The organism is Streptomyces sp. NPDC001568, assembly GCF_042893755.1.
Lineage (GTDB): Bacteria > Actinomycetota > Actinomycetes > Streptomycetales > Streptomycetaceae > Streptomyces.
The window spans coordinates 420,342-446,731 of sequence record NZ_JBIAVF010000005.1 but is presented as its reverse complement, the minus strand read 5'-3'; the positions used below and the strand labels follow the sequence as shown (position 1 = coordinate 446,731).

Here is a 26,390-nt window from a genome sequence, read left to right as displayed (position 1 = left end):
CGCCACCCAGATCAAGTGGGGCCTGGACTACATGAACTCCCGCTACGGCAGCCCCGTCGGCGCCTGGAACTTCTGGCAGACCCACCACTGGTACTGAGCCGGCGGACACACCCCCGACGCACAGACGCATGCACGCTCGGCCGGAACCCCGGCCGGGCGTTTCGCGTACCCGGCTCCTCGGGAGTTCGTGCCGCCTGATGAACCCGCACATCGACGTCGCCCGGACCCTCCAGGTCGCCGAGGCGGCCGGGGTCGGCGACCCGGCTTGCACCGCGCCGGGTATCGCCGCCCTGCCGCGAGGCCGGCCCACCACCTGACCCCCGCCGGCACGGGCGGCTCAGCCCAGGCGCATCACGATGGTGATGGTCTTGCCGTCGGCCGACGGGCTGATCTCGACTCGTTCGGCGAGGCGTTGGATCAGCGGCCAGCCGAAGCCCCCCGGGTGCTCGGGTTCGGCCGGGCGTGCGAAGGGGGCGTGCGGGTTCGCGTCGCTGACGGCGAGGTGGAGGGCGCCGTCCACCAGGACGGTGCGAAGGCTGGTGATGCCCCCGCCGTGACGGATCGCGTTCGTGATGAGTTCCGAGGTGACCAGGAGGGCGTCCGCGGCCGTGACGCTGTCGAGGCTGACGCCCGCCTGGCCGAGCAGCTCGGCAACCGCGTGACGTGCGGCGGCCGGGGTGACCGCGGCCTGTGCGTGGTCACCCCTTCGGTCCGTCGAGCCGTAAGGGTCATCGGCTGTCGTGGGCAGGTTCATACCGACATCGCCTGCCCTTGGTGGTGACGGACACGTCGCCTTGACGTGCTGCGGTGGAGCGGGGTGCTCAGCATGTCATCGCTGTCTCCAGGCTGTCCGTCATACGGAAGGCGATGCCGGATCCGGTGACCTCGAACAGGCGGCGGACGACCGGCTGAAGGGGGCCGGCGAGAACGAGCGTCAATCCCGCTGCGGCATGGGTCCTCTGGGCTTCGAGCAGGATGTGGAGGATGGAGGAGTCCGCGAAGCAGGTTCCGGACAGGTCGACCACCGTACGACCGGCGCCACTTCTCGCGGCCTCGCCGAGAGCCCGTGCGGCTGCGGGCGCGCTGTCGTCGTCGAGGTCGCCGTGGAGGTGGACCACGGGGATGCCTTCGCGTCTGGTCACGGTGACCACGGGTTCGTTCTCGTCTCCAGTCATCCCGGCATTCTGCTACACCCCCGGACGGGGGTCCGCACCGGACGGGGTATCCGCACCGGCAGCGGGGTGACCGCGGACCCGCAGTCCCCTCACCTTCCACGCACAGCGCGTGCCCGTGGTTGCGGTGGCATCGGGTTCGTGATCCGGGCTCAACGAAGTCGTGCGACAGGGCAGTCGAACGTCGGGCGGGTACGACCGGCCTCCCCGGGAACCCCCTTGTGGAAGCGGGGGGCGGTCATTCGATGCACATCCGGTGCGAGCCGGCGCGATGCGGGGCGCGGTTGCCAACCGCGTGGTTCATGCAGGATGGTTGCCTGGGGGCAAGGGTTTCTTCTTCTAGGCAATTGAGGTGAGGGGTTCGCGCAGCGGACCCTCAACGTTTGGTGAATCTCGCCCCGGTAATCCCTCCGACCGTGCCCGGCTCTCCGTGGAGCGCGGCCCCCTACCCCGTGCTCGTGGCGGACTCCGGTTCCGTCGTGGTGTTCGTCAACGAGGCGGCCGGGCTGGTCTTCCCGGACGTACGTGCGGGATCGGCGTTGGTGGGCGTCGTGCCGACCTGGCTGTCCGATGCGCACGCGCGGCGCCTCGTTCCCGTCCCGGTCCCCGTCCCCGTTCCCGCACCTCGCCCGCCGGACTCCGCCCCGGATCGCATCGTCCAGGGTCAGGTGGGGGATCGCACCTACGAGGCGCATCCCACGGCGGGCGACGACGGAACGGTGGTGTGGTGGCTGGTCGATGACACCGACCACCGCCTGGCCCGCGAAGCACTGCGGATGGAGCGTGAACGCACCGCCTTCCTCACCGAGTCGTCGAACCTGTTCCTCTCCTCCCTGAACCTGGAGCGGTGCATGGACGTCGCGGCGCAGATGGCCTCCGAGCACCTCGCCGACGCCGCGCTGGTGATCGCCCCGTCCAACGGTCCCGAGCTGCCGGTGGTGACCTGCCTGCGGGGCGGGACACCGGCGTCGTCCCGTGTGGCCGGCGCGCCGGAGGAGGTGCCGGGGCTGGGTGAGGCGCTTCAGGGCTTCCCGCCCGTGCCCTCCCGCTGGATCGATCCGTCCACCGCTCCCGCCTGGTTGATCCCGGAGGGCTTCGGGGAGGTCGGATCGATCGTGATCACCCCGCTGCCCGGGCACGGCGTGCCCGCAGGGGCGTTGATCCTGCTGCGCGGGACCCGGAGCCCCGCGTTCACGGAGGCCGAGGAGGTCTTCGCCCGACTGTTCGCCGCCCGCGCCGGCGCCGCCATGTCGGCGGCCCGGTTGTACTCGGAGCAGGCGTCGATCACGGACACGCTGATGCGGGAGCTGTTGCCCCCGTCGTTGCACCAGGTCTCCGGTGTGGAATACGCGGGCGGCTACCGGCCCGCCAAGGACCACGAGCGCGTCGGCGGTGACTTCTACGACGTCCACCCCGCCGGAGTGGAGGGCGAGGCCTCCCTGATCGTCCTCGGGGACGTGTGCGGCAAGGGACTTGAAGCCGCCGTGATGACCGGGAAGATCCGTACCACCCTGCACGCCCTGCTGCCGATGGCCGACGATCACCAGCGGGTGCTGAGCCTGCTCAACACCTCGCTGCTGAACACGCACAACGCCCGCTTCGCGACCATGGTGCTGGCCTCCGCCGCCCGCGAGGGCAGCGCCGTGAAGCTGCGGCTGACCAGCGCCGGCCACCCCGCCCCGCTGATCGTGCGGGCCGACGGCCGTGTCGAGGAGGCACCCACTCAGGGCACGTTGGTCGGCGCACTGCCCGAGGTCACCGCCGAGACGGTGCCGGTGACTCTGGCACCCGGTGAAACGTGCGTGCTGTACACCGACGGGATCACCGAGGCGCGCGGAGGACCGTTGGGCGGCTCCATGTTCGGTGAGACCCGGTTGCGCCGGGCACTCACCGAGTGCGCGGGAATGCCCGCCGAGGCGGTCGTCGAGCGGGTCCACATGCTCGCCTCCCAGTGGGTGGGCGCCGGCCGGCACGACGACATGGCCGTCGTCGTCATCTCGGCTCCCCGTACCAACCACCTGAGCGCGGTGAACGGGCACACGCGGGGCAGGTTCACCACATGACGAGGGATCCGGCGAACCCGCCGACGCTCCAGGACCTGACGGAACGGCTGCGGAAGGCTGTGCACCGGGGAGACGAACAGGACGCGGCCACGACGGTCCGTCGGGCCCTCGAGGAAGGGACCGACCCGGAGGGCGTCCTGCTCGATGTGATCGCAGCGGTCCAGGGCCGCGTGGGCGAGGAATGGGCGGACAACCGGACCGGTGTCGCCCAGGAGCATGCCGCCACGGCCATCAACGACCGGGCGGTGGCCCTCGTCCCGCTCCTCCCCTCCGCGCCCACCGAGCCGACCCGGGGCCGGATCACGGTGGCGTGCGTCGACGGCGAGTGGCACGGCCTGCCGGCCCGTCTGCCGGCCGAAGTGCTGCGCCCGAAGGGGTGGCACGTCGACCACCTCGGAGCCCAGGTCCTCGCCGCCCGCGGCGTCCCTGCCAACAGCCTCCAGCCCACACTGGAACTCCTCGGCCGCGAGCTGAAGGACTTTCCCCGCGCCGCCGGCATCCTCCGATCCGGCTCCGCGCGCCTGACCCGTACCCCTCTCACCGCCGCCGGGACCCACCGATGACCAGCACACATTCCGCACCGCTCCACCTGACGTGCGTCAGCACCCACGACTCCGTGCGCGTCGAGTTGCGGGGCTCCCTCGACCGCCACTGCTGCGACGCCCTCCTGGACGTCGTCGGGGAACTGCTGGCCGAGCCCGTCGGCCTGCGCGTCCTGCGTCTGGACTGCACGGACCTCGCTACCGTCGACACGACCGGGCTTTCGGCGCTGCTGATGATCCGGCGCCGGACCGACGCGGCGGGCGTACGCCTCCACCTCGACGACCGGCCCGCACAGCTGGACCGCATGCTGAAAGTGACCGGTACCCTGGACCACCTCAACGCACCGGAGGTAGGAGGCCACTCCGGATCCTCCGCGGAGCAGAGACCATCCGCTGCTTCGGAGGAATCCATACCGGCCCGCTCCAGCCGCCCGGAAACCAGCAGCTGAACCACTCACGTGCTGACCCACCGCCGGGCGAACACCGTGTGAGGAACCACAGATGCCCGTACCGGCCCCGCTCCCCCGGCCGCCCCGCAGCGACCACGAGGCGGCCCGCTCGGTCAGCCACATCGTCGAACTCCTCGACGTCATGTGGGAGAACGCCCGCCAAGGCTCCTCGGCCGGCCCGGCCTCCGCCTCGCAGCTGCGCCTCATGTACGTGGTCGGCCGCCAACCCGGCATCCGCATGCGCGCCTTGGCCCATCTCCTCGACGCGGCCGCTCCGTCCATCACCCGGCTGTGCGACCGCCTCGAGGTCATCGGGTTCCTCGAACGACACCCCTGTCCGGGCAACGGCCGCGAGCTCACCCTCAAGCTGACCCCCGCCGGGGAGGAGCACCTGACGCAGATACGGGAGCGCCGCGAGCAGATGCTCGCCCACGCCCTCGACGCCATGACCGCCGACCACCGGCAAGCCCTCGCCACCGGCCTCGGCGCCCTCCGCCTGGGCATCGACGCGACAGCCGCCTTCCCCAGGCAGAAGAACCCCTCCGACTGAACGGCACCGCACCACCACGGGAGCGAACACCGCTCCCCCGTCGCGACGAACCCCGTGCGACCCGTCCGGTGTCAGGGACGCGTGCGTTGGTGCGGCCGTACCGAGGACGAGGGCACCGACGCGCTCCTCGAGCAGGTGGTGACCGAACTCGGTCCGCCCGAGAGCTCCCTGGGATGACTGCTCGGTACGTGCCGCATCCACCGGCATCCGGTGGGAAGCGGCGCGCCGGGACCTCCGGGCGCCGGGTTCGAAGGCCTTGAGAGCCGGCAGGTGGCCGGGGGTCCCGCCCCGGGGAGAAATCCGTTGGTGGAGCCCGCCGCACGACGGGATCATGGGCTGCCGCCGTGCCGCGCCCGGGGACGGCGGGCGTCGGTGGACGTCGGTGGACGTCGGTGGACGTCGGTGGAGTCGGCGTCGGTGGGCCGTCGTTCCGGGAGGAACCCGTATGACCGTTGTGCCGAAGGTCCGACGCGTGCTCGGCGACGGCCCGTTCGCGGAGATCGGAGAACCCGCGGTGGCCGTCGTCGACGAGCGCTCGCGGTGGGTCGCCGTGGGTGGGGACGTCGGGCACGTCCAGTGGAGCGGCAGCGGGACCGCGGACTCCCGGTGGACGGGGCACCGGATCGCTGTCCACGAGCGGGACGGGCTGCGGTGCCGGCACCTGGTGAGGTCCGTGTACCCCGTCCAAGCCCTCGCCTTCCACCCGGTTCTGCCCCTGTTGGCCGTCGGTACGGGGCGCTACGACGGCGGCTACTCGTTCGACGGCGAGTTGCTGCTGATCCACCTGGACTCCGGCGACGTCGTGTCCGCGTTGCGTCACCCGCGGGAGGTGCGCAGCCTGGAATGGCACAGCGGGACCGCGCTTCGGCTGGTCCTGGCACCGTGCGACGACTGGGACAACGCTCAGGCGCACGAGCAGGGGCACGCGGTGGTCGTGGCGCGCCCGGACTGGTGCGCAGTCGGGCAGAACTCGATCGGCGCCGACGAAGTCGCGGCCCCCGCACAGCCGTTCGCCCGGCCGGATCACGGCGCGGAGGCCCGCCGCGTCCTCGCGGACCTCGCCACCTCGGCCGGTCGACAGTGGTCCGTACGCCGGCGGGTGTGGGCGGTCGAGGGTACGGAGGACGGGCGCGTCCTGGCCGCTCTGGACGGGGTCCTGGCGGAGTCGTGGCTGCCGTCCGGAGAGCCGCAATGGACGGTCGAGGACGATGAGGGCGGCCGGCAGTTGCTTCCGGCCCCGGACGGCACATCGGTGTGGACGAACGCCGAGCGCCGCGGTCGCCGGACGGGACGGCACTGGAAGACGTCCGCGCCCCGGGTGGCCCGGATCTCGATCGATACCGGGCAGGTGCTGGAGACGCTGAGTGCGGGCGTGTTCACGGTTCTCGTCGCGGGCGACCGGAGAACGATCCTCAGGCCGTTGGACGGCCGCCGCCGCGGGGGTGCCTAACGACTGCTGATGTTCGATCTCGACGGCTCGCTGGACGGCCCGGAGGTCGGCCCGGCGTACGGCCCGGAAGTCGGCGGCTTCGACCTGTTCAACCATCCGTTCGCCGTCCGCCGCGCGAGCCGCCCGTACGTCCTGGTCGGCACCGACCCGGACGAGCCGCACAGGGACAAGTGGGTCACCACCCCGGGTGCCGATGGGACGTTGCGGCGGCTCTTCCCGCACTCCTGGGTGCCGTCGGAGCACCACTTCGGCGGTCCAGCCGTCGAGATCGGGCAGTCCCTGGTCTACGCCGGCGCCGTCCACCACGGGCAGGGGCTCCAACCCGGGGGCGCCTACGTCGTACGGCGATCCCTGGACGGCGCGGTGCGATGGCAGTACCGCACCGATCACCCTGCCACCGCCCTCGACACCGACGGGGACACCGTCTACGTGGCCTACAACTCCGGAGCGCTGGTGGCCCTGGACTCCGACGACGGATCGGTGCGATGGCGCACCCGGCTGGAGGTCGACGGTGCGCCGACCACCGCACTGTCCCTGGCTGTCGCACCGCGGGGGCACTTGCTGGTCGGGACCGTGGACGGCCGGATCCTGGAGTTCCCGCTGGGGTGGTGACGTCACGGGGATCGTCGCCGTGGGCATCCCACGGCCCCGCGTTCCGGTGTCGTCAGCCGTGCGGAGCCTTCGTGCCGCCGACTTCACGCCCGGCGACGGGCCCCGGCCGCCGCCGACTTCACGCCCGCCGACGGGCCCCGGCCACCGGGGCCGACCGCTCCCTCGGCTCGTGGCACGCCGGGCGGCTGACGGGCACCGCCCCCGGCGCGCTCAGGCCGAGTCGGCGGGCTGCGGCTGCGGGGCGGCCTCGGCGGCGGTGTACGAGGAGGCGAAGGTGAAGGCGCGCGGCGACGGCCCGTGGGCCCGCAGGTCCGCCAGTCGCTCCAGTGCCTCTCCGATGGTCGGGAGGTGACCGGCGGGAATCCACCAGAGGACCAGGTGCGCCTCGACGTGCCGTGCGAACCATTCACGACGACGCCGCATCACCTCCAAGTGCCCGCTCCGGTAGGCGAAGTCCCACAGGTCCTCCTGGGTCTCCCACACGGACATGTTGACGATGACGTCCTCCCCCGCCGGGCGTAGCTCGGTGGCATCGTCCGCCCCCTCCTCCACGAGCCGCCACACGAACCCGGGCGTGCCGTCGGCGGCGGAGTTGACCGGGTCGAGCATCTCGACGAACGGCGCCATGCGCGGGTCGTCCAGGGGATGGCGGAGCGTGGCGACGTTGAGCTGGGCGAGGTGCGCGGCAGGGCCGTGCGGGGATGCGGTCATGGCCCCATCCCAACACGGCCCGCATTTCTATGTCAATCAATGTTGTTTTTAGAATGCTCGACCACCACGCAGCACTCCCCCGGTCGGGCCTCCATGCGGGCACGGACGGCGCCGTCCGTGCCGAGCAGCCCCTCCAGCAACGCCAGGTTCATGCCGCAGACGAGCGGCGGAAAGCGTTCGGCGACTGTGTGGAAGGGGCAGTTGCGCATGCGGACGACGGGTGCGGGCTCCGCCCCGGCGCGCCCCTCGGCGGTTTCCCCGGCGCCGCCGGCGCTCCCACCGCCCTCACCACCACCCTCCAGGCGCGGTTCGTAGCCGCGGGCGGCCAGCACCTCCATCGCCTCTTCGAGACCGGCGCAGGGCGCCGTCGAACCGCGCAGGGCCTCCCCCCGCCGGCGCGCCGCCGCACGGAGCCCGTCATCCAGCCCCGCCTCCTCCGCGGCCTCGGCCAGCAACTCGGCGGCGGTGCGGTAGTCCCGCCCGGGCAGCGACACCGACCGCTCGACCCGCGCCCGCGTGTACACCTTGGCGGGACGGCCCGCCCCCGGCCCCGAGCGGCCCGTCAGCCGGCGGCTACCGGTATCCAGCAACCCGACGTCGGCCAGCTTGTCCAGATGGTGCGCGGCGAGCGTACGCGCCACCCCGGCCGCCTCGGCGGCCTCGTTGCGGCCGACCTCACGGCCCTGCGCCACCACGTACTCGTACAGGCGGCGCCGCACCGGATCCTGCAACACTGCGATCGCATCGATGTCCTCCACCTGCCCATTCTAAGAACGACGCAGGTTGGACATAGATCGACGGCAAGCCCCGTGCGCAGTCGGTCGCACGTTCGCGCGGCAGAGTCGCCGGCAACGACGCACCGAGCTCCTGGACTTCGCTCGGGTGCCCGACCGAGAGGGGTCCTTCCGGGCCGGTGGGCAGATCCGGCAGGTCCGGCAGGTCCAGCAGGTCCGGCAAGGTCCGGCAGGGGAAGATCGTCCGATCACGCAGCGCAGTGCCCGCCCCGGGCAACCGGAGCGGGCACTGCGCGCCGGTGACGGTCGCCGCCTACGGGTGGAAGTTGTTCCGGTCGCCCTGGGCGAAGGCCAGGACCTGCCCGCCACCGCCCTGGGATGCTGCGCGAATCTCCGGCTGTCCGGCTCCACCGTCCGTCGACACGGCCTTCGCGCCGGCGGGGGCGCTCGGGGCGGCGGAGGCGATCGAGGCGGTGCCGGCGAGGCCGAGGGCGGCGAGGGTCAGTCCGGCGGTGGCGAAGGTACGGGAAACACGCATGAGTCAGGCTCCTCTGATGGGCGGGGTCCGTCGATGCCGTGCCGTGAGGTGGCGGACCACGTCGAGTGGGCATTTCATCCGTTCTGCACCGACACCTCCAGGGAACCGCGTCCCCCGCTCCGCCCACGTCCTCCCATCGGCCCCTCGGCCGGACGAACGCTCGTCGCCCCCGGACGGGCGCGGCGGGTCACCCGGGGAGGGGCGGTAACGTCCCGCGCCGCGGGGAGCGCGCGGGTGGGGTTCCGTCCACGCCTGCGCGGGCGAGCAGGCGTACCACCGGCCGTACAGGCGTACCACCGGCCGAACAGGTGACTTCGGCCCGGCGGGCTCGGCCCGGCCAGTTGATCTTCGACAGAGTGAGGGACCACACCCCCACCCGATCGGAGCCCCCCGTGTCCCTGCGCGTACGCCGCACAGCCGTGGCCCTCGCCCTGTCCGCACTGACCCTGCTGCCCACCGGTACCCCGGCCGCCGCGATCCCGGTGACCCCGACCCCTACCCCTTCCGCCGCCCTCACGAAGGCCACTCCCACGACGGCCCAGGTGGACACCTTCCTCACCAAGTACCGGAGCGCGGTGCAGGGGTCCGGGCCGCAGGTTCCCGCCGAGGTGCGCGCGAGCCACCTGACGCCCGAGGCCAACGCGGCCCTCGATGAGTGGGCCGCGACCCACGACGCCGACCCCGTCTTCCGCGCGCAGAACGTCCCCGACTCGTGGACCGTGTCCGACGGCAGCAGCTCCCCCACCACCGCGACGGTGATCGTGACCCAGAACTGGGGCGACGGCACCACCTCGGACGTCCGGTACGACGTCCGGCTCCCCGACCTCCGGATCACCGGCCTGACCGACGCCCCGGCATGACCGCGCACGCCGGGACCCGACCCGGCCGGGCCCCGCGCTCCCGGCCGCGCCGGGCCACGCTCCGTACCCGCCGGCCGGCGGCCGAAATCAGTGAGCGAGGACCGCATCCACTCCGCCGCCCCTAGGGGAAGACTTCGCGGGACCGACAAGAGCGGACCTCGTCCGCAGGGCGGCCACCGCGAACCGTGCGGTCCGCTGCGAGAGAGCCCACCGGGACCGCTTCGACACGGCGACGAAGCCCTCCCGATCCGAAGCGCCCGCGAGAGCAAGGCGATGGCGAAGGCGGCACCGAAAGGGAACCTGTCGCCGTAGTCTTGCCGGGCGGCGCCTGACCATGGTGGCTGACCGGGGTGGACGGACGGTTCGATGGCAAAGGGCACGGCAGAGGTCACGGTGGAGCGCATGGACCAGGTGGTGTTCCCCGGCACGCTGCGCGCGGACGGGCTGCCGTCCGCGCTGTCGCACCCCAGGCGCCTGAAGGCGGTCGCGGCGACCGGTCTGCTCGACACCGGTCGGGAAGAGGCGTTCGACGACCTGGCGCACATGGCCGCGACGCTGACCCGGGCCGGGCGGGCGTTCATCACACTCGTCGACGACAAGCGCTCCTTCTGGAAGTCCTGCGTCGGCGTGGACGCCACCACGATCGAGGAGCGGCAGAACCCGGTCAAGGAGAGCTTCTGCTACTTCCTGGTCGGTCTGGCCGGCGAGCCCTTCGTCGTCGAGGACGCGCGCACCGACCCGAGAACCCGGGACCATCCGTCGGTCGCGCCGATGCGGATCGGCGCGTGGGCCGGGTATCCGATCCTCGGCCCGGCGGGCGAGGTGCTGGGCAGCATGTGCGTCATCGACGACGAGCCACGGCGCTGGGAGCCCGCCGAGCTCGTCTCCCTGTCCACGATGGCCCGCGCGGTCGGCAACGAGGTCAACCTCCGCACCTCCCTCGAGGAGGCGCAGGCCGCCCTGACGGCAAGCCGCGATCTGGCCCGCAGCCTCCAGGACAGCCTCCTGCCGCCCGCCCTGCGCCCCGTACCCGGCCTGGACACGGCCGCCCACTACGCCCCCGCCAGCGGGGACGCGAGCGTGGTCGGCGACTTCTACGACCTCTTCCAGGCCCGGGGTCCCTGGTGGACGGCCGTGATGGGGGACGTGTGCGGCAAGGGCACCGAAGCCGCCAAGATCACCGCTCTGGCCCGCTACACCCTGCGCGCCGACGCCGGTGAGCACCTGTCCCCGGCCGAGGTCCTGCGCCGGCTGAACGCGGCCATGCTCGCCCAGCGCGCCCCGCGGTTCCTGACGGCGGTCCACGCCACGTTCCGTAGGACGGAAGCCGGCGCCGCGGGTCGCCTGTGTCTGGCCGGGCATCCCCCCGCCCTGATCCGCCGGGCCGACGGTCGCATACAGCAGCTCGGCAATGCCGGTTCCCTGCTGGGCGTATTCCCCGGGATCGACATCAGCGACGTCCGTTTCCGCCTCGCCCCCGGTGACCTGCTGCTCCTGTACACCGACGGTGCCTGCGAAGCCCGCCCTGACCCCGACGCCCCCGGGAGAACGCGGGAGATGTTCGGCGAGGAACACCTGGCCCGTACGCTGGCCGGCACCACCGGCCTGGACGCGGCCGACACCGTGACGAAGATCGCCGCCGTCCTGGCGAACCACCACGACGGCTGGGCCAGCGACGACACCGCTCTCCTCGCCCTGCGCGTCCCGCCGAAGCCCTGACCCGGCCGGTCCGTCCCGATCGCCGCAGACGGTGACCGCCCGCCCCACCGGAAGAACGCACCGCGGGCGCGGCACGGCCGAACCGGCGGCGGATTCCGACCCCGCATCACCCCGTGACTCCCCCGGATCGGCGACCGGTACCCGACGCGCCCGGCCCCGAAAGCTGACACCCTGTTCGCGGCCGTGCGCGGGCCGGCATGCTGTGGCCATGGAAGACACGCACAAAGGGCACAACGCCGTGGCAATCGTCACCGCCGTCGGCGAGTACGACGCGGACACCGTGGGACCGATCGCCGAACAATTGACGGCGGCCGCCGCGACCCACCACACCGTCGTGCTGGACGCCTCGGCCCTGACCTTCGCCGACTCCTCCTTCCTGAACCTGCTGATCAGGGTCCACCGCACCACGGCGCTGCGCATCGCGGCCCCGCAGAGCCAGCTGCTGCGCCTCCTGGAAATCACCGGCGCCGACCAGGTCCTCGACCTGCACTCCACCCTGAACGAGGCGGCCCGGATGTGACCGGTCACGAGCGGCCCGAGTGAGACCCCGCGATCGGGCGGCGAGCCCTCCCCGTGACCGCACGGGCGACGTGTGCGAGGATCGCGTGGTCGATTCGACAGTGGGCAGACGCGGGGACATGGGACGGTCACGAGGCAACGATGAGCCGGGCGGACGGACGATCCGTCCGGAAGCTCCCGCCACCACGGCGCCCGCCCCACTCCCGGCAACCGCGGCCGACGCCCGCAGCCAGGTCGCGGCCCTGTTGCAGCGCGCCGGTCTCCCCTGGAACGCGCGCGCCGTGACGGACGCCCTGATGGTCACGACCGAACTCGTCACCAACGCCATCCGGCACGGCGGCGGCCTGGCCGCCTTCCACGCCGACGTCCACGAGGGTGCGCTCCGGGTCTCCGTGGCCGACCACAATCCCCAGCCCCCGATCACCCGCACCAGCCCGCCCGCCGGAAGCAGGATCGGCGGCTACGGCTGGCCACTGGTCCAGAGCCTCGCCTCTCACCTGACCGTCACTCCGCGCGGCGGCGGCAAGTCGATCACCGCAGACCTGAACCTCGGCTGAGCCCCCCGACAACCTCGCCGGAGCCCCCGCCGCGGGACCCCGTACCCGAGTGACGGGGCCGACGGGCGGGACCGGCACCGCGGTGCGGGATCCGTCGACGCCGCGTCGGGGCAGTGCCGCGGGCGAGTCGCCGGGTCGAGCCGATGCGCTCGGCGGCCGCGGCTCCTATCCGGCCGGTACCGGGGACGGGCTCGGGCAGAACTCGGCCTGCAAGAGGTCGGTGAACACGGTGATCGGGGAGTTCCAGTCGCCGTTGACGTTGACCGAGACCATGCGCGTGCCGTTGCGCGTTCCGAAGGTGTAGGTCCAGGAGCCGTTGATGGCGCCTCCCATCCCCCAGACCGTCACGCCGCAAGCCAGTTCCTGCGAGGCGACACCGAGCCCGTAGGTGGTGTACGGGATCCAGTTCTTGGTCGTGACCATGGTGAGCATCTCCTGCTGCTGGGCCGGGGGCAGGAGCCGGCCGCCCAGGAGTGCGCGGAAGAACCGGTCGAGATCGACGGTCGTCGAGATCATGCCGCCCGCCGCCCATCCCCACGACGGGTTGAGCTCGGTCACGTCGTGGATCCCGGCTTCGGGATCGGTCAGCATCAGCTTCGAGTAGTGGCGGGCGTGGGGTCCGTGGATCAGCGGATCGTCGCCGCCCGGCAGGTACGTCCCGGTCAGCCCGAGCGGGCGGGTGACGCGCTGCGCGATCACCTCGGCGAGCGGCCGGCCGGTCACCCGTTCCACGATCATTCCGGCGAGGAAGTAGCCCGTGTTCGAGTATCCCCAGTCGCTGCCGGGAGCGAACACGGGCGGATGGGAGACTCCGATGCCCACGATCTCCTCGGGGCGGTAACGGTCGAAGCGGTGCTCCAGGAACGCCGTGCCCGTACCCCGTTTCCTCATGACGTCGTCGTTGACGTAGTCGTGGATGCCGCTGGTGTGGTCGAGGAGCTGCCTGATGGTGATCCGCTCGGGTTCGTGGCCGGGGCCGCGCACGACGCCGGGCAGCCACTTCTCCACCGAGTCGTCGAGGGAGAGCCGGTGTTCGGCCGCGAGTTGCAGCATCACGGTGGCCGTGAACGTCTTCGTGGTGCTCCCGATGCGGAAGCGGTCCTGCGCCCGGCGCTGACGACCGGTCGTGGTGTCGGCCACTCCGGCCGCGCCGACCCACGTGTCACGGCCGTCCCGGACCCTGGCGAGGATGCCGGGCACACCCCCGCCGGCCACGGCACGGTCCAGTACGCGCTGAGCCCCGGCGTGGTCGCGAGGGGGTGCCGACGCGGATGCCGGCGGGGTCGCGATGGCGATCTGGGCGGCCACCGCGGTGGCGATGATCATCCGCAGCCCCGCGCGGATCCCCCGGCCGGGCGTACGGATCGCGCTACGGGCCGGCCGGCCACGGCGAGGGGCGAGCGCGGGGTGGGCGGTACGTCGAGCTGCGGTCGTCGTGTTCATGAAGGGATCGTCGGACCCTGACGCAGGGACAAGGTCAAGCCCCGTGCGACAGCGGGAGGCGGAGGCGGCGGGCAGCATCCGCGTCCCGATTTCTACCACAGGAAAGCTACGTAGCGTTCGTGGATGCGGCAACCGTCCCGCCCCGAGGAGGGAACCCACTGCCAATCCGATTCCCGCCACACCCGCTCAACGAGCCTCGATTGAACGCAACAGCCTCACACGTAGCGTTGCAATGGTTCGACCGTGGCCGCTACGCTGGGCACTTGTCGACCATGAGGAGACCGCAATGCCGGGAGGCAGGCTCACCCAGCAGGAACGCCGGCAGATCGAGCTGGGAGTGACAGACGGCCTCGCCTACGCCGAGATCGCCCGCGGGCTCGACCGCCCCACCTCGACGATCACGCGCGAAGTGATGCGGAACGGCGGCCCCACCGCCTACCGCGCCGACCTGGCCCACCGCGCGACCGAACGCCGTGCGCACCGCCGCAGGCAGCCCGTGCCCCGGGGGGCGGAGACGCCCGCGGAAGCCCATGGACGGAACGCCGAGGCGGTGCGCGAGTACGAGGAGGTGTTCGCGACCCTCTTCATGCAATCGGGGCTTCCCAGGATGACGGCCAGGGTGCTGGCGACCCTCTACACCACCGACACCGGCAGTCTCACCGCGTCCGAGATCGCCGGGCGCCTGCAGATCAGCCCCGCGTCCGTGTCCAAGGCGATCACGTTCCTCGAAAGTCAGGGACTCATCCGCCGGGAACGTGACGAACGCCGTCGCGAGCGGTACGTCGTCGACGACGACGTCCTCTACCAATCGACGATGGCCAGTGCCCGGGCCACGGCGCACCTCGGCGACGTCGCCCGGCAAGGGGTCGCCATTCTCGGCCCCGACACGCCGGCTGCCACGCGTCTGGAAAACATCGCGCGCTTCGTCACCTTCGTGTCCGAGGGCATCGCCCGGGCCGCGGACCAGGCCCGGGACATCCTCCACACGAAGCCCGAAGGGGCGTCGGGCGGCGCGCCCCTGCCCCAGGCGGACCAGGGGTAGGGAAGCGTTCGACCGGAACCGGCCCGGGCCCCGCCCGGGCCGGAGGAACGCCGTCAGCGAGAGCCCGGGCCCCGCGGGACGTCCAGGTCGAGGAGCGCGTTCGAGACCACCTCGGTGGGCGCGGGGTGGATCCACAGCGGGGTTCTCGCGAGCGCTCCCGCGTCGATCCCGAAGCCCATGGCGATCACCAGGGGTTGGATCAGGCTCGCGGCCTGCGGGCCGAGGACGTGAGCGCCGAGCAGTTGTCCGGTGCGCCGGTCCGCGAGCACCTTGCAGAAGCCGGCGCCGTCCTCCAGCGCCCAGCCGTAGGCGGTGTCGGAGAAGCGGCGCACGGAGACGGCGTAGTCGAGGTCCTCCTCCCTGCACTGCTGCTCGGTCCTGCCGACCTGCGCGATCTGCGGGTGCGTGAACACCCCTGCGGGGACGGCCTCGTGGGACCTGCGGATCTGGTCGTCGGGGTGCAGCAGGTTGTGCGCCACCACCTGGGCCTCCCGGTTCGCCACGTGCTTGAGCGGGAAGGGCGTGCTGACGTCGCCGAGGGCGAACACCCCCGGAGCGCTGGACCGTTGGAAGGCGTCCACGACGATCCGGCCGTCGTCGTGGAGGTCGATGCCGGCCTTACCGGCGTCGATCCGGTCGCTGTTGGGGGTACGGCCCACCGCGACGAGCAGGGTGTCCGCCTCCACGGTCGTGCCGTCGTCCAGCACCAGGCGCAGTCGCCCCGGCTCGCCCTCGACACGGGTCAGTGCCGTTCCCGTACGCACGTCGTACCGGTCGGAGGCGATTTCCGTGTAGGCGGTGGCGATCGCCTCGTCCTGCGCGGAGAGCAGCGTGTCCTCCTGCTCGATGACCGTGATGCGGCTCCCCGCGGCGTGGAAGACGTGCGCGAGTTCGGCGGCGACGTAGCCGCCGCCCAGCACCGCCAGGTGCCGGGGCGGGCGGTCCAGGCGCATCACCGTGTCGGAGGTTTCGTACGGCAGCCCGCAGTCGCGCACCGGCGGGGGTACGGCCGGGCGGCTGCCGACTGCGACGACGACCTGCTCGCCGCGGACCGTGACGGCGTCCGCGCCGCTCCCGATGGTCAGCGTACGGTCCCCGGTGAAGCGGGCTCGCCCCTTGATGACCTCGATGTTCGGGGCGTCCCGGCGACCCTGCTCCCCTTCGGCGGCCTGCCGGTCCAGGCGCCCGAAGACCCGCTCCCGGACCGCGGACCAGTCGACTCCGCCGAGCCGGGCCCGTACGCCGAACCGGTCGGCGGCGCGGATGCCGTCCACGAGGTCGGCGACGTGCACGAGCATCTTGCTGGGGATGCAACCGCGGTTCAGGCAGGTGCCGCCGAAGGGCCCCTCCTCGACGACGGCCACGTCCAAGTGGGAGAAACGGTCGTCCACGACGGCGTTGCCGGAGCCCGCCCCTACGATCACCAGGTCATGTGTACGCATCGGCGGAACGTACCCCCGCACGGCGACGGTATCCGCGAACGGCACGCCGCCGCGTCCTTCGCCCCGGCGGCGGCTGTCAGGAGGGCGGGAAGTCGGCGCACATGAGGCGGCGGGCGAGATGCGCCTCGAAGGTCCGCACCGGGTGAGGAAACCCGTGCATGCTCCCCCACCCGCCGGGGCATGAGGCAGCAACCGCGCCCCCGCCCGACCTTCCGAACGGAGTTGCCGCCATGCCCCTTTGGCTCACCGCACTTGTCGTCCTCGCCGCCTGGACCCTCGCGGCGACCGCACTCGGCCTCGCGTTGGCCCGCCTCATCCACCGCAACCCGGCCCGCGGCGTTTTCCCCGCGCTCCGGGAGGAGAGGGGCACGGTCACGTGCGCCGCGGGTCGGACGGCGAGGACCTGAGCGGGTCCTGACGCGGCCCGGGAGGGACGAGGACGCGGCGGCGGGCTCGGGCGGTGTTCAGCCGGGGACGGTCAGTCCCGGTCGACGTGCTCGCGGACGACGGTGCCCTTGGCTCCGTCGATGTCGTACGTGGTCTTGTTCCAGTCCGGGGTCACGATGTCGACCGACCAGACGTCGTCGTCGAGCTCCACGGCCGTGACCGTGCCCTGCTTGCGGCCGGTGCTGGTCCGTACCGCGTCCTGCAGGGTGGTGGTCGCCGCCTTCAGCTGTTCGGCGAGCTCGCTCTTGTCGTCCTCGTCCTGCCCCGACTCCACGCGCGAGCGGGTCACCGCCCCGGTGACCGCGTCGACCTGGACGTCGTGCGCGGTACCGTCCTGGGCCGCGACGGTGACGTCCCACACCGGGGACCCGGCTGCCGGGGTGGAGGCCCCCGGGCTGGGGGTGCCGGCGGGGGTGGCCGTACCGGCGCCGCGGGCCTTGGTCAGCTCGATCTCGACGATCCTGCCCTGGGGGACGCTGCCGACCGCGGTGTCCGCGGCCTGGTTCCACGCGATCTTCGCCGCGGGCACCAGGGCCATGCGCTCGCGCTGGTCCTCGGTCAGCGCGCCGGCGCTGCCGGACGGGGTGGCCTGCGCCGACGTGGGCGCTTGTGGGGCGGCCGCGACGGGATCCTGGCTGCCGCGCCCACAGGCCCCGGCCAGCAACGTGGAGGAGACGGCCAGGCAGACGGCCAGCCCGCGGATTCGCATGAGAGTCTTCATGGGTTCCACTCAACCGGCGTCCCCCGATCCGGGCAGGAGCCGCGCCGGACCCCGCCCGATCGCGCCTCGCACCGCATCCGAACAGCCGAACACCAGAGCACGGACAGCGGAATCCGCAGGACCGGGGCGATGGGGCCCTCGGGGGGCCGCGCGGCCGGCCCGGCCCCCCGAGGGTGCTCTTCAGGACGTCACAGGATCTCGATGGAATCGACCTTGGGAGGACGGTTCGGGAAGGTGATCTCGGTCCAGCGGTTGATCCGCACCGAGTCGCCGTTGGCGTCGTAGTAGATCAGGTCGTTGTTTCCGGTGGAAATCTTGTCGACCCACCAACCGCCGAAGCCGGTCCGTCCCTTGTTCGCGTAGCAGTCCACGCTCTGCCGGCCGCCGTCGTGCGACCAGATCTTCAGGAAGTTCTCGCCGCCCCGGCACTCGACGTGATCGATGGCGAAGGCGTTGCCGGGGAGGGTCAATGTGAGCGACGCCGCCGCGACGAACGCCACGCCGACCGATCGAACGATCCTTTTCGACTTCATGAGCACGATGTCTCCTTCACGGAAATCGAGCGGAAAGGGCGCCCCGCGCCTACGGGCACGACGAACACCCACACCACGAGAGCCGCCGAAACGACCTTCGCGGTTGCACATCGAGGTTCCCGCGCCGTCGATGTTGTCTGCAATCAACTCCGCCACGTAAGGCCGGAATTCGCACCATGATGTCCGATTTGAACCTCTGGTCGCCAGTTGAAACGTTTGAGCACATCGGCATCAGGCCGATGCGGTTCAAAACGCCCCGACGCACGCCGATATGATCCTGCGCCCGCCCCAGAGCGCCCCTCGCATCTCCCGGAGCACCGGACCCGAACCCGATGCGGTCGACGCATCCGGGTCATCACGAAGGCGAAGTCGGTGATCGGTCGGAGATCGGTCGGTGACCGGTAGGGAATCAGGCATCGTCGCCGTGGGTGATGACCGCCCGGTGGGGGCGCCGGCCATGGTGCCTGCCACCCGTCCGTCCCCGGTTGATCGCCCCGGGGTGGGGTAGCGGAGCGGCATGGCGCCCCAGAACGACACATCCTCCCCCGTGACCGGATACGTGCAGCCCGAGATCGACGTCTCCTCGCTGACCGAGGTGCTCGACGGCGAGTACGCCGGGATCCGTGACCTCGTCCGCACCAATCTGGCGGAGTACGCCTCCGTCCTCGAAGAGGCCGACGCGCTCGACATCGACGCGTATCGCGAGCGGGTGCGCGAGATCGTCGTCGATATGGCCGCGACGGGCCAGACCGGCATGGGCTTCCCCACCGAATACGGCGGGGGCGGCGACGTCGGGGCCTCGATCGCCGCGTTCGAGACGCTGGCCTTCGGAGACCTGTCGGTCCTGGTCAAGGTCGGCGTGCAGTTCGGGCTCTTCGGCGGCGCGATCCTCCACCTGGGCACCGAGCGTCACCACAAGGCCCACCTCCCGGACCTGATCACCGGAGAACTCATGGGTTGCTTCGCGATGACCGAGACCGGACACGGCTCCAACGTCCAGGCGCTCGGCACCGTCGCGACGTACGACCCCGCGACCCGGGAGTTCGTCATCACCACCCCGGACGACCGGGCACGCAAGGACTACATCGGCAACGCCGCCCGGCACGCCCGACTGGCCGTCGTCTTCGCCCAGCTGGAGGTGGCCGGCCAGTCCCGAGGCGTGCACGCCTTCGTCGTCCCCCTCCGGGTCGACGGGCAGACCGCCCCTGGCGTCCGGATCGAGGACGACGGGCGAAAGATGGGCCTCAACGGCGTGGACAACGGCCGTATTTGGTTCGACGACGTGCGCGTGCCGCGCGAGGCACTGCTCAACCGGTTCGCCGACGTCACCCCCGAAGGCACTTACGAGAGCCCGATCGACAACCCCAACCGGCGCTTCTTCACCATGCTCGGCACGCTGGTGCAGGGCCGGGTCAGCGTGGCCGGCGCCGGAATCAACGTCGCCAAGGTCGCGCTGGCCGTCGCCACGAAGTACGCCGTACGCCGACGGCAGTTCGAGGCCGCCCCCGACTCCGAGGAGCAGGTGCTCCTCGACTACGGCCTGCACCAACGCCGCCTGTTGCCGCTCATCGCCCGGACGTACGCCCTGCACGCCGCGCAGGACGTCGTGCGCACTCAACTGCACGCCGTCTTCTCCGACATCGAGAACGACGCGCAGGCGCGCCGCCGGCTCGAATCCCGGGCCGCGGGCATCAAGGCGCTCGGCACCTGGCACGCCACCCGGGTGGTCCAGGAGTGCCGCGAGGCCTGCGGAGGCGCCGGCTACCTCGCCGTCAACCGGTTCGCCGCCCTCAAGGGCGACAGCGACGTCTTCACCACCTTCGAGGGCGACAACCACGTCCTTCTGCAGCTCGTGGCCAAGGGGCTGCTCACGGATCACGCGAGCGAGTTCGAGGACCTCGACCAGCTGGGCATGGTCCGCTACGTCACCAACCTCGCCGTCGAGACTGTCATCGAGCGGACCTCGGCCCACAAACTGCTCGAACGGGTTCGTGACCTGCTGCCCGGCGGCGACGAGTGGGACCGGGAGGCCGGCCTGCTCGACTCGGAGTACCAGCTCGCCATGGTCCGCTTCCGTGAGGAGCACATGCTCGCGGGACTGGCCCGACGGATCAAGCGAGGGATCGACCAGAAGCGCGATCCGGGCGCCGTCTTCTCGCAGGTGCAGGACCATGTCATCGCACTCGCCCACGCACACGTCGAACGGCTGGTGACGGAGGCCTTCGTCGACCAGGTGCGGGCGCTGCCCGAAGGGGGCGAGAAGGAGGCGCTCGCCCTCCTCTGCGACCTCTTCGCCCTGTCGACGATCGAGGCGGACCGGGCCTGGTTCATGGAGCACGGCCGGCTCACCGTCCAGCGTTCCAAGGCGATCAGTCGCGAGATCAACGACCTCTGCCGCAAGGTCCGTCCGCTCGCGGTCGATCTGGTCGACGCGTGGGGCATCCCGACCGCCATGCTGCGGTCACCGGACCTCGTGGGCGGCTGAGCCGCGGCCGACCCGGGGCGACTCGGTTCGCCCCGGGTCGGCGTTCTGGTCCGCGGCAGGGAGCCGCGTCGGCTGCGCTTCGGGCACGACACCGCCTCGGCCGGTGGTCGGGACCTCCGTACGGGGTCCTGGCCACCGGCCGAGGCGGTGTCGGTGCGCGGCTCAGATCATGAACTGGCCACGACGGCGCCGAGGACCATGCCTCCGACCAGGCCGACGGCGCTCACCACTATGGCGATCGTGGCGAGCCGCTCGTGGCGGACGGCTTTGGCGACGATGGCCAGGACCAGGCCGATCACACCGAACACGATCGGCAGGAAGATCAGGGAGATCACGCCCAGCACGATCGCGACGATGCTCAGCGCGTTGCCGGTCGACGCGGCGCTCGGGGCGCCGTCGGTGCCCTGTCCGGTGGGCTGGTTGCCGTACTGCGTCGTCATCTTCCGCTCCTTCGAAACGATCACCCGAAGAGCCGTCCAAAGGCGGACCGGCCTAGCCCGCCAATACCCCGAAGTCCGGTATCGATGCAGCCACTTGGGTGCTCGACGCGAGGTCCGCGACTCCCGCCACGGATTCGAACAACGAGTAGGGCATTCCGTCACGGATGGCGGGCGCGTGGTCCAGGACGTCGCGCAGCTGCGTGATCATGCCGGTCGAACGCGGCACGCCACCAGCGGCGGGTGGCGGGGCGACCGCCTCCAGCCCTGGAGGGGCGCCGGGGGGGGTGGCCCGGGCCGCGTGCGGTCGGGCGGTTCCAGGTGCCGCGTGCGCGGGCTGGGCTCAGGCTGGAGACATGCCCGATCAGACGGAGATCGTGATCCACCCCGTGTCGCCCAAGGGCGGGCGGAAAGTGACCGTGCACGCACTGGGCGTGGACGCCGACCTCGGACGCGCCCACACGCCCGGTGACGTGTCGGAGTTCCTGCGTCGCGCCGGCTTCGAGGACGTGGACCTCTCCGAGGACGGCCCGATCCGCTGGGAAGGCGGCGGTCCCGAGGTCTGGAGCGTCGGCATCTGACCCCCGCCTCCCCCGGCAATGCCGGGGAACCCCTCCGGACGGCATGCGCCGTCCGGTCGACCGGGCGGGGACGGCGATCACGACGGCGGATCCGAACTGCCTGCGAGCGCGAGTCGTGAACCCGCGTCCAACGGGAACCCGGACGCGGACCGGAACTCAGACGTGGGCCAGGAAGCGGCGTACGGCGGCGTGGACTCCCTGGGGGTCGCGCAGCTGGAGGAAGTGGTCGGCGTTCAAGGTCTCGTGGGTCGTACGGGGGCGGCGGGCGGTCATCTCGGCTGCGTGCTCGGCGCCGAGGACCTGGCTGTCGGTGCCCCGCAAGAGGAGGGCCGGGCAGGGAGCGGCGAGCCACTGTTCCCAGTGGTCGCCGTGGACCGCGGTCTCGGAAGTGACCGTGTCCTGCGGGTGGAAGGGCAGGCGCCATCCCCCCTCGGGCAGCGGGCGCAGGGCGCCGCCCAGCATGGGGGCGGCGGGGCCGAGGGCCGCGAGGAGCTCGTCGCGGGTGCTTGCCGTGTAGGGGAAGGAGAGTACGAAGGCGAGTGCGCTCGCCTCCCCTGCGGGAAGGAGGGCGGCGGTGTCGAGGTTGATCAGGGCGTCGACGCGCTCGGGGAGTTCCGCGGCCAAGTACGACGCGTTCACGGCGCCCAAGGAGTGCCCGAGGACGGTGAACCGGTCCAGGCCGAGGTGGTCGACGAGGGCGCGCAGGTCGGTCACGTAACCGGCCCGGGTGTAGTCGGGGGTGCGGTCGGAGTCACCGTGACCGCGCTGGTCGGGGGCGATGACCCGCCACTCGGAGCCGAGCGCGGCCGCGAGAGCGGAGAAGGAAGCCCCCTCGGAGAGGTGGCCGTGAAGCGCGAGCAGCGGGCGTCCGGTCCCCCCGAAGTCCAGGTAGGAGAGGCTGCGGCCGTCCAGGTCCAGGGTGGCGCGGGCGGCGTGAACGGCGGCGGCGGGCGTGGCGGTCATGGCTGACTCCTCGTGACGGAACGTGGTGGGTCATCGGGAGCCGACGCGGTGGCCGTCCCCATGACCAGAATCATACGCACGTATATGACGACTGTTCAATACGGTTGTATGGATGGATCGGTGGCGCCGCAAGCGGTCACGGGACGTGCGGGCGCGGACACGACCCGCCGCCCGAAGAATTGCCGGCGCCTCCGAGCGTTTGGCGGCGGCGGTTCAGGACACACGCGCGGTGACGGTGGACGCCTCAGGAGACGGGCTTCCACCGCGGCTGGGTGACCGCAGGCGGCTCCCTCTCCCCCCTGGGAGCCGCCTGCGGCCCGCCCGCCCCCAGCCCCTTCCTCGGCCACCGCCGCGCCGGACGCCAGGACGTCGTGCATCCCCTTTGCACGGGGAAAATCCGGGGGAGCGGACAGCCGCGCGCTGCTACGGTCTGGCGCCATGAGCTGGCTACCCGATAACTTCGTCCACCCCGTCCTGGTACCGCTGCCGGGCGGTGGCCACCACCTGCGCCCGATCCGGGAGGCGGACACCCCGCTCGACTATCCGGCTGTGATGGGTTCGCGCGAGCGACTGTGGACCATCTTCGGCCCGGCCTGGGGCTGGCCCGCGGCCACCATGACCTACGAGGCCGACCGGGCCGACCTGTTGCGGCACGAGAAGGAGATCGCCGCACACCAGTCCTTCAACCACGCGCTGTTCGACGCGGCGGAGACAGCTCTGGTCGGCTGCGTCTACATCGACCCACCGGAGAGGGCCGGCGCGGACGGCGACATCTCCTGGTGGGTGGTGGACGAGCTGGTGGGCAGCAAGGTCGAGCAGGCCCTCGACGCGCTGGTGCCGCAGTGGATCGCCGCCGACTGGCCGTTCGAGCAGCCCCGCTTCCTCGGCCGCGACGTCTCCTGGTCGGACTGGCTCGCCCTGCCGGAGCATCCGGACGCATGAGGGGAGACGCCGGATGTCCCTCTCGTTCCGAGCTGCACCATGCCTGACCGGCAGCACTCAACGGATCACGGGATCACGTCCGGTTGGGCTACGGCTCCTCAGTCCGTCGGCTCTTGGGGCTTGGGGTCCTTGGGCTCCGCGGCTCCCCCGGCCTTGTCCTGCGGTTCCTCGCGGGGGCCATCGCCGCCCTCGGCCTCCCACAGATCGGGAGCCGAGACGCCCAGCGGGGGGAGGTCAGGGGTGAGGGGCTTGTCGTTCTCGGGAACCCGGGCAGGAAGTTCCGGTTCGGGCGCTCGGGATGCGGTGGCTTCGCCTTCATCAGTCATACAGCCCACCTGCCCCGCAAACCGATCCGAACACCCGCCCGAGAGGCGCCTTGAAAGCCGGACCTGAACGATCGACTGCGATGCCGGTGCGGCAACGGCGCCCGGCAAGGCTCCGAGCCGTGTGCCGAGCCGTGTGCCGGAGCCGAGCCCCTGGTCATCGGGCTGGCCGGGGAGTCGCTCCCCCGGTTGCCATGTCGTGCGGGTACGCGGTCACGCGTGCGGGGCGTGGCGGCTGTAGCCGTCCACGCCCCGCACGCGTGAGGGGAGTCAGTTGGCGAGCATGCCCTCGCGAAGCCGGGTGAGGGTGCGGGTGAGGAGCCGGGAGATCTGCATCTGGGAGATGCCCAGGCGCTCCCCGATCTGTGCCTGCGTCATCTCCTGGCCGAAGCGCATCTGCAGGATGAGCCGCTCGCGTCCCTCGAGCTTCTGCAGCAGCGGCGCGAGGCTGTGGATGTCCTCGAAGAGCTCCATCGCCGGGTCGTCACTCCCCAGCACGTCGGCCAGCGGGCGCGGGGCGGTGTCGGAGGATTCGTTCTGCTCGTTGTCGAGGGACTGGCTGGAGTGACCGTTGGCGGCGACCAGGCCTTCGATCACCTCGTCGTCACTGAGCCCCAGGTGGTCCGCCAGCTCACGGACCGTCGGCGCGCGATCGAGCACGGCGTGCAGGTCCTCCTTGCCGCGTGCCAGTTCGATGCGCAGCTCCTGCAGGCGGCGCGGGACGCGGACGGCCCAGGTGGTGTCGCGGAAGTGCCGCTTGATCTCCCCGGTGATGTAGGGGAGGGCCAGGGTCGTGAACTCGTTGCCGAGGGTGGGGTCGAAGCGGTCGATGGCCTTGATGAGGCCGATGGTGCCGACCTGGATGATGTCCTCGATGTCCGTACCGTCGGTGCGGTTGCGGAACCGGCGGGCCGCGAACTGGACCAGGGACAGGTTCATCTCGATCAGCGTGTTGCGGACGTACTGGCGCTCGTGGGTGCCCTCGTCCAGGGTGCGGAGCCGCTCGAAGAAGGTCTTGGAGAGGGCCCGGGCATCGGCCGGGGCGACCTCCCGGGCATCAACGATGCGGGGAAGCGGCTCGGGGAAATCGGTGGTGGGCTCCACCACGGTCTCGGTCGGCGCGGTGGCGAACTGCGTGGACAGAGCGTTCATTTCGGATCCCCGATGCAATCGACCTTGTGGCCGAGGACTCCCCCCGGACGTTGCGGCCCCTGTGGCCGCTGACCGATCATCGCCCCTTCGACACACACCCGTCAAGCAATACGCGAAATGCATTTCACGAGTTGTGCTGCCGTGCACTCAGGAGCGGAACGCCCCTCCCCCACAACGCTGACGGATGCTCATGACCTCGGCGGACGGGAGACCGTCCCGCGGGCCGCGCATCGAGCAGGATGGACACCATGGTCGATGACGGGAACGCGGGCTTCACGCTGCCGCGGGGTGCGACGGGCTGCTTCACGCCGAAGGAAGGTCCCCTTCCGGAAATCGACCTGCGCGCGTTCCGCACCGCGCTGCATGCCGCCGCCCGCGCCGCCGAGGGCACGGTGGTCGAAGTGGAGGAACAGGCGTACCCCCGGACCTTCCACGCCGATCGTCGATCGCACGGGCGGGAGCGTGATCCTCTGCCACGCGCATCACCCTTGGATCGCCTTCGCCCAGGAACGCCGGGACTGGTACCGCCAGGAGTTCTGCTCCGCTCCACCGTGGGCGCACGCCTTCACCGAGGCAGGCTTCGTGGTTCTGAGCAGCGAGCAGCTCGTCATGCCGCTCTCCGACGTGAACACTTCCGTGCTGACACCGGGCGAGTGGCGCCAGGTCCGGCTCTACGACACCACCACGTTGGGCGGGGTGCTCTTCAACGCATGGGACGGATGACCGAGTAGCCGGAGAACGACGAGTCGAGCGTGTGCGGGCAACCGGTGTTCCGCTTCGACGGGAAGCCCCGGCGTCGAAGTGCCTCCCCCTCGGGAGAGGCCGGGGCCAAGGCGTCGACCACCACGTCGGTCGCCTCCTTGACCCCCTACCGGCCCGCTCAGAGGGATCCGACGACCTTGCGGGGCGTGACGCGGACGACGACGCGTTCGCTGTCCTGCGCGGAGGTGGGATTGAAGTCGGCGTAGTCCTTGCCGGTGTACTTGCGGGAGAGCGTGTCGATCAGCTCCTGCCCGCCCTCGGTGGTGAGCCGCGCCGTCCCGCGGATCTCCGCGTAGGTGTAGGGGGCGTTGTGCGGATTGACGAGTACGGTCACCCGGGGGTCGCGGCGCAGGTTCTTCTCCTTGCGGCGTCCGACGGTGGTGGAGAAGAGCAGGTCCTCGCCGTCGCGGGCCAACCAGGTGACGGACACCTGCGGGCTGCCATCGGGCTGGATCGTGGCGATGGAGGCGAAGACCGGAGTCTCGTCGATGATCTGCTTCAGGTCGTCGGAGAGCACAGCCGTCACGGTCGGGTTCCTTTCGGAGGGATACCGCCCACGGGGCGGACAGCACGACCAGCTTGGCAGAAACCATCACGAACTGGACGACTGCACCCAAGGGCGCGGCGAGGGACGGTCCGGC

30 protein-coding genes and 2 pseudogenes are annotated in these 26,390 nt (G+C 71.5%); 17 read left to right on the top strand and 15 right to left on the bottom strand.

Features of this window, described 5'->3' with window-relative positions; translation table 11 throughout:
• A pseudogene (locus ACFY0I_RS12385) lies at positions 1-97 on the top strand (lytic transglycosylase domain-containing protein); the annotation flags it as partial.
• A 240-nt stretch (positions 98-337) separates the two neighbouring features.
• On the opposite strand, the gene ACFY0I_RS12380 reads toward ACFY0I_RS12385, so the two are convergent.
• Positions 338-754, bottom strand: coding sequence for an ATP-binding protein (locus ACFY0I_RS12380; RefSeq protein ID WP_388893562.1), 417 nt, complete (start codon positions 752-754; stop codon positions 338-340).
• Between the two features lie 67 nt (positions 755-821).
• Positions 822-1,175, bottom strand: coding sequence for an STAS domain-containing protein (locus ACFY0I_RS12375; protein ID WP_388893560.1), 354 nt, complete (start codon positions 1,173-1,175; stop codon positions 822-824).
• 449 nt (positions 1,176-1,624) lie between these two features.
• Between ACFY0I_RS12375 and ACFY0I_RS12370 the strand changes: the two genes are divergently transcribed.
• From ACFY0I_RS12370 to ACFY0I_RS12345, 6 genes and pseudogenes are all read left to right on the top strand, one after another.
• The gene (locus tag ACFY0I_RS12370; RefSeq protein ID WP_388893590.1) at positions 1,625-3,235 is read left to right on the top strand and encodes a PP2C family protein-serine/threonine phosphatase; all 1,611 of its coding nucleotides are present in this window, start codon (positions 1,625-1,627) and stop codon (positions 3,233-3,235) included.
• Positions 3,232-3,642, top strand: a pseudogene (locus ACFY0I_RS12365) (B12-binding domain-containing protein); the annotation flags it as partial. The gene ACFY0I_RS12370 and the pseudogene ACFY0I_RS12365, both read left to right, overlap by 4 nt.
• A gap of 152 nt (positions 3,643-3,794) precedes the next feature.
• Entirely contained in the window at positions 3,795-4,226 is a 432-nt protein-coding gene (locus ACFY0I_RS12360) for an STAS domain-containing protein (RefSeq protein WP_388893557.1), read from the top strand.
• A 52-nt stretch (positions 4,227-4,278) separates the two neighbouring features.
• Complete coding sequence (locus ACFY0I_RS12355; RefSeq protein WP_388893555.1) at positions 4,279-4,776, top strand: MarR family winged helix-turn-helix transcriptional regulator; 498 nt, start codon at positions 4,279-4,281, stop codon at positions 4,774-4,776.
• A gap of 445 nt (positions 4,777-5,221) precedes the next feature.
• Positions 5,222-6,226 (top strand): hypothetical protein, encoded by a 1,005-nt coding sequence (locus tag ACFY0I_RS12350; RefSeq protein ID WP_388893553.1) that lies wholly within the window; start codon positions 5,222-5,224, stop codon positions 6,224-6,226.
• Positions 6,227-6,235: 9 nt separating this feature from the next.
• Positions 6,236-6,838: a PQQ-binding-like beta-propeller repeat protein gene (locus ACFY0I_RS12345; RefSeq protein WP_388893551.1), complete on the top strand. Its 603-nt coding sequence runs from the start codon at positions 6,236-6,238 to the stop codon at positions 6,836-6,838.
• Positions 6,839-7,048: 210 nt separating this feature from the next.
• Here ACFY0I_RS12345 and ACFY0I_RS12340 read toward each other — a convergent pair whose 3' ends face one another.
• The 3 genes from ACFY0I_RS12340 to ACFY0I_RS12330 all read right to left on the bottom strand — a co-directional run bounded on the left by ACFY0I_RS12340 (position 7,049) and on the right by ACFY0I_RS12330 (position 8,821).
• Positions 7,049-7,549 carry a DUF3291 domain-containing protein gene (locus ACFY0I_RS12340; protein WP_388893549.1) on the bottom strand — a complete coding sequence of 167 codons (501 nt, stop codon included), beginning with the start codon at positions 7,547-7,549 and terminating at the stop codon, positions 7,049-7,051.
• A 32-nt stretch (positions 7,550-7,581) separates the two neighbouring features.
• Entirely contained in the window at positions 7,582-8,307 is a 726-nt protein-coding gene (locus tag ACFY0I_RS12335) for a helix-turn-helix transcriptional regulator (protein ID WP_388893547.1), read from the bottom strand.
• A 289-nt stretch (positions 8,308-8,596) separates the two neighbouring features.
• The gene (locus ACFY0I_RS12330) at positions 8,597-8,821 is read right to left on the bottom strand and encodes a hypothetical protein (protein WP_388893545.1); all 225 of its coding nucleotides are present in this window, start codon (positions 8,819-8,821) and stop codon (positions 8,597-8,599) included.
• Positions 8,822-9,213: 392 nt separating this feature from the next.
• Between ACFY0I_RS12330 and ACFY0I_RS12325 the strand changes: the two genes are divergently transcribed.
• From ACFY0I_RS12325 to ACFY0I_RS12310, 4 genes are all read left to right on the top strand, one after another.
• Positions 9,214-9,681, top strand: coding sequence for a hypothetical protein (locus ACFY0I_RS12325; protein WP_388893543.1), 468 nt, complete (start codon positions 9,214-9,216; stop codon positions 9,679-9,681).
• Positions 9,682-10,047: 366 nt separating this feature from the next.
• On the top strand, positions 10,048-11,400 hold the full coding sequence (locus ACFY0I_RS12320; RefSeq protein ID WP_388893541.1) for a PP2C family protein-serine/threonine phosphatase: 1,353 nt from the start codon (positions 10,048-10,050) through the stop codon (positions 11,398-11,400).
• 208 nt (positions 11,401-11,608) lie between these two features.
• Positions 11,609-11,920, top strand: coding sequence for an STAS domain-containing protein (locus ACFY0I_RS12315; RefSeq protein WP_388893540.1), 312 nt, complete (start codon positions 11,609-11,611; stop codon positions 11,918-11,920).
• A gap of 118 nt (positions 11,921-12,038) precedes the next feature.
• On the top strand, positions 12,039-12,476 hold the full coding sequence (locus ACFY0I_RS12310; protein ID WP_388893538.1) for an ATP-binding protein: 438 nt from the start codon (positions 12,039-12,041) through the stop codon (positions 12,474-12,476).
• Between the two features lie 165 nt (positions 12,477-12,641).
• Here the strand turns inward: ACFY0I_RS12310 and ACFY0I_RS12305 are convergent, their stop codons facing one another.
• Positions 12,642-13,919, bottom strand: coding sequence for a serine hydrolase domain-containing protein (locus tag ACFY0I_RS12305; RefSeq protein ID WP_388893536.1), 1,278 nt, complete (start codon positions 13,917-13,919; stop codon positions 12,642-12,644).
• 286 nt (positions 13,920-14,205) lie between these two features.
• Between ACFY0I_RS12305 and ACFY0I_RS12300 the strand changes: the two genes are divergently transcribed.
• Positions 14,206-14,961 carry a helix-turn-helix domain-containing protein gene (locus tag ACFY0I_RS12300; protein ID WP_388893534.1) on the top strand — a complete coding sequence of 252 codons (756 nt, stop codon included), beginning with the start codon at positions 14,206-14,208 and terminating at the stop codon, positions 14,959-14,961.
• Positions 14,962-15,014: 53 nt separating this feature from the next.
• Here ACFY0I_RS12300 and ACFY0I_RS12295 read toward each other — a convergent pair whose 3' ends face one another.
• Complete coding sequence (locus ACFY0I_RS12295; RefSeq protein ID WP_388893532.1) at positions 15,015-16,403, bottom strand: mycothione reductase; 1,389 nt, start codon at positions 16,401-16,403, stop codon at positions 15,015-15,017.
• Between the two features lie 230 nt (positions 16,404-16,633).
• Between ACFY0I_RS12295 and ACFY0I_RS12290 the strand changes: the two genes are divergently transcribed.
• Positions 16,634-16,810: a hypothetical protein gene (locus ACFY0I_RS12290; protein ID WP_388893530.1), complete on the top strand. Its 177-nt coding sequence runs from the start codon at positions 16,634-16,636 to the stop codon at positions 16,808-16,810.
• Between the two features lie 71 nt (positions 16,811-16,881).
• Here the strand turns inward: ACFY0I_RS12290 and ACFY0I_RS12285 are convergent, their stop codons facing one another.
• Positions 16,882-17,571, bottom strand: a complete 690-nt coding sequence (locus tag ACFY0I_RS12285; protein ID WP_388893528.1) for a PepSY domain-containing protein — start codon at positions 17,569-17,571, stop codon at positions 16,882-16,884.
• A gap of 188 nt (positions 17,572-17,759) precedes the next feature.
• Positions 17,760-18,104, bottom strand: a complete 345-nt coding sequence (locus tag ACFY0I_RS12280) for a beta/gamma crystallin domain-containing protein (protein ID WP_388893588.1) — start codon at positions 18,102-18,104, stop codon at positions 17,760-17,762.
• A gap of 517 nt (positions 18,105-18,621) precedes the next feature.
• Here ACFY0I_RS12280 and ACFY0I_RS12275 point away from each other — a divergent pair.
• On the top strand, positions 18,622-20,589 hold the full coding sequence (locus ACFY0I_RS12275) for an acyl-CoA dehydrogenase family protein (protein ID WP_388893526.1): 1,968 nt from the start codon (positions 18,622-18,624) through the stop codon (positions 20,587-20,589).
• Positions 20,590-20,756: 167 nt separating this feature from the next.
• Here ACFY0I_RS12275 and ACFY0I_RS12270 read toward each other — a convergent pair whose 3' ends face one another.
• Together ACFY0I_RS12270 and ACFY0I_RS12265 are read right to left on the bottom strand one after the other, a co-directional pair.
• A complete protein-coding gene (locus ACFY0I_RS12270) occupies positions 20,757-21,029 on the bottom strand; it encodes a hypothetical protein (RefSeq protein ID WP_388893524.1) in 273 nt (90 codons plus the stop codon).
• Positions 21,030-21,081: 52 nt separating this feature from the next.
• Positions 21,082-21,255, bottom strand: a complete 174-nt coding sequence (locus ACFY0I_RS12265; RefSeq protein ID WP_388893522.1) for a hypothetical protein — start codon at positions 21,253-21,255, stop codon at positions 21,082-21,084.
• Between the two features lie 127 nt (positions 21,256-21,382).
• Between ACFY0I_RS12265 and ACFY0I_RS12260 the strand changes: the two genes are divergently transcribed.
• Complete coding sequence (locus tag ACFY0I_RS12260; RefSeq protein ID WP_388893520.1) at positions 21,383-21,607, top strand: hypothetical protein; 225 nt, start codon at positions 21,383-21,385, stop codon at positions 21,605-21,607.
• Positions 21,608-21,763: 156 nt separating this feature from the next.
• On the opposite strand, the gene ACFY0I_RS12255 is transcribed toward ACFY0I_RS12260, so the two are convergent.
• A complete protein-coding gene (locus ACFY0I_RS12255) occupies positions 21,764-22,570 on the bottom strand; it encodes an alpha/beta fold hydrolase (protein WP_388893518.1) in 807 nt (268 codons plus the stop codon).
• Positions 22,571-23,008: 438 nt separating this feature from the next.
• Between ACFY0I_RS12255 and ACFY0I_RS12250 the strand changes: the two genes are divergently transcribed.
• Entirely contained in the window at positions 23,009-23,512 is a 504-nt protein-coding gene (locus ACFY0I_RS12250) for an N-acetyltransferase (RefSeq protein ID WP_388893516.1), read from the top strand.
• Positions 23,513-23,610: 98 nt separating this feature from the next.
• Here ACFY0I_RS12250 and ACFY0I_RS12245 read toward each other — a convergent pair whose 3' ends face one another.
• Both ACFY0I_RS12245 and ACFY0I_RS12240 read right to left on the bottom strand, forming a co-directional pair.
• Positions 23,611-23,838 (bottom strand): hypothetical protein, encoded by a 228-nt coding sequence (locus tag ACFY0I_RS12245; protein ID WP_388893514.1) that lies wholly within the window; start codon positions 23,836-23,838, stop codon positions 23,611-23,613.
• Between the two features lie 267 nt (positions 23,839-24,105).
• Positions 24,106-24,987, bottom strand: coding sequence for a SigB/SigF/SigG family RNA polymerase sigma factor (locus ACFY0I_RS12240; protein ID WP_388893512.1), 882 nt, complete (start codon positions 24,985-24,987; stop codon positions 24,106-24,108).
• Positions 24,988-25,449: 462 nt separating this feature from the next.
• Between ACFY0I_RS12240 and ACFY0I_RS12235 the strand changes: the two genes are divergently transcribed.
• Positions 25,450-25,710, top strand: coding sequence for a hypothetical protein (locus tag ACFY0I_RS12235; protein ID WP_388893510.1), 261 nt, complete (start codon positions 25,450-25,452; stop codon positions 25,708-25,710).
• Between the two features lie 157 nt (positions 25,711-25,867).
• Here ACFY0I_RS12235 and ACFY0I_RS12230 read toward each other — a convergent pair whose 3' ends face one another.
• On the bottom strand, positions 25,868-26,275 hold the full coding sequence (locus tag ACFY0I_RS12230; RefSeq protein ID WP_388893508.1) for a PPOX class F420-dependent oxidoreductase: 408 nt from the start codon (positions 26,273-26,275) through the stop codon (positions 25,868-25,870).
• Between the last annotated feature and the right edge of the window lie 115 nt (positions 26,276-26,390).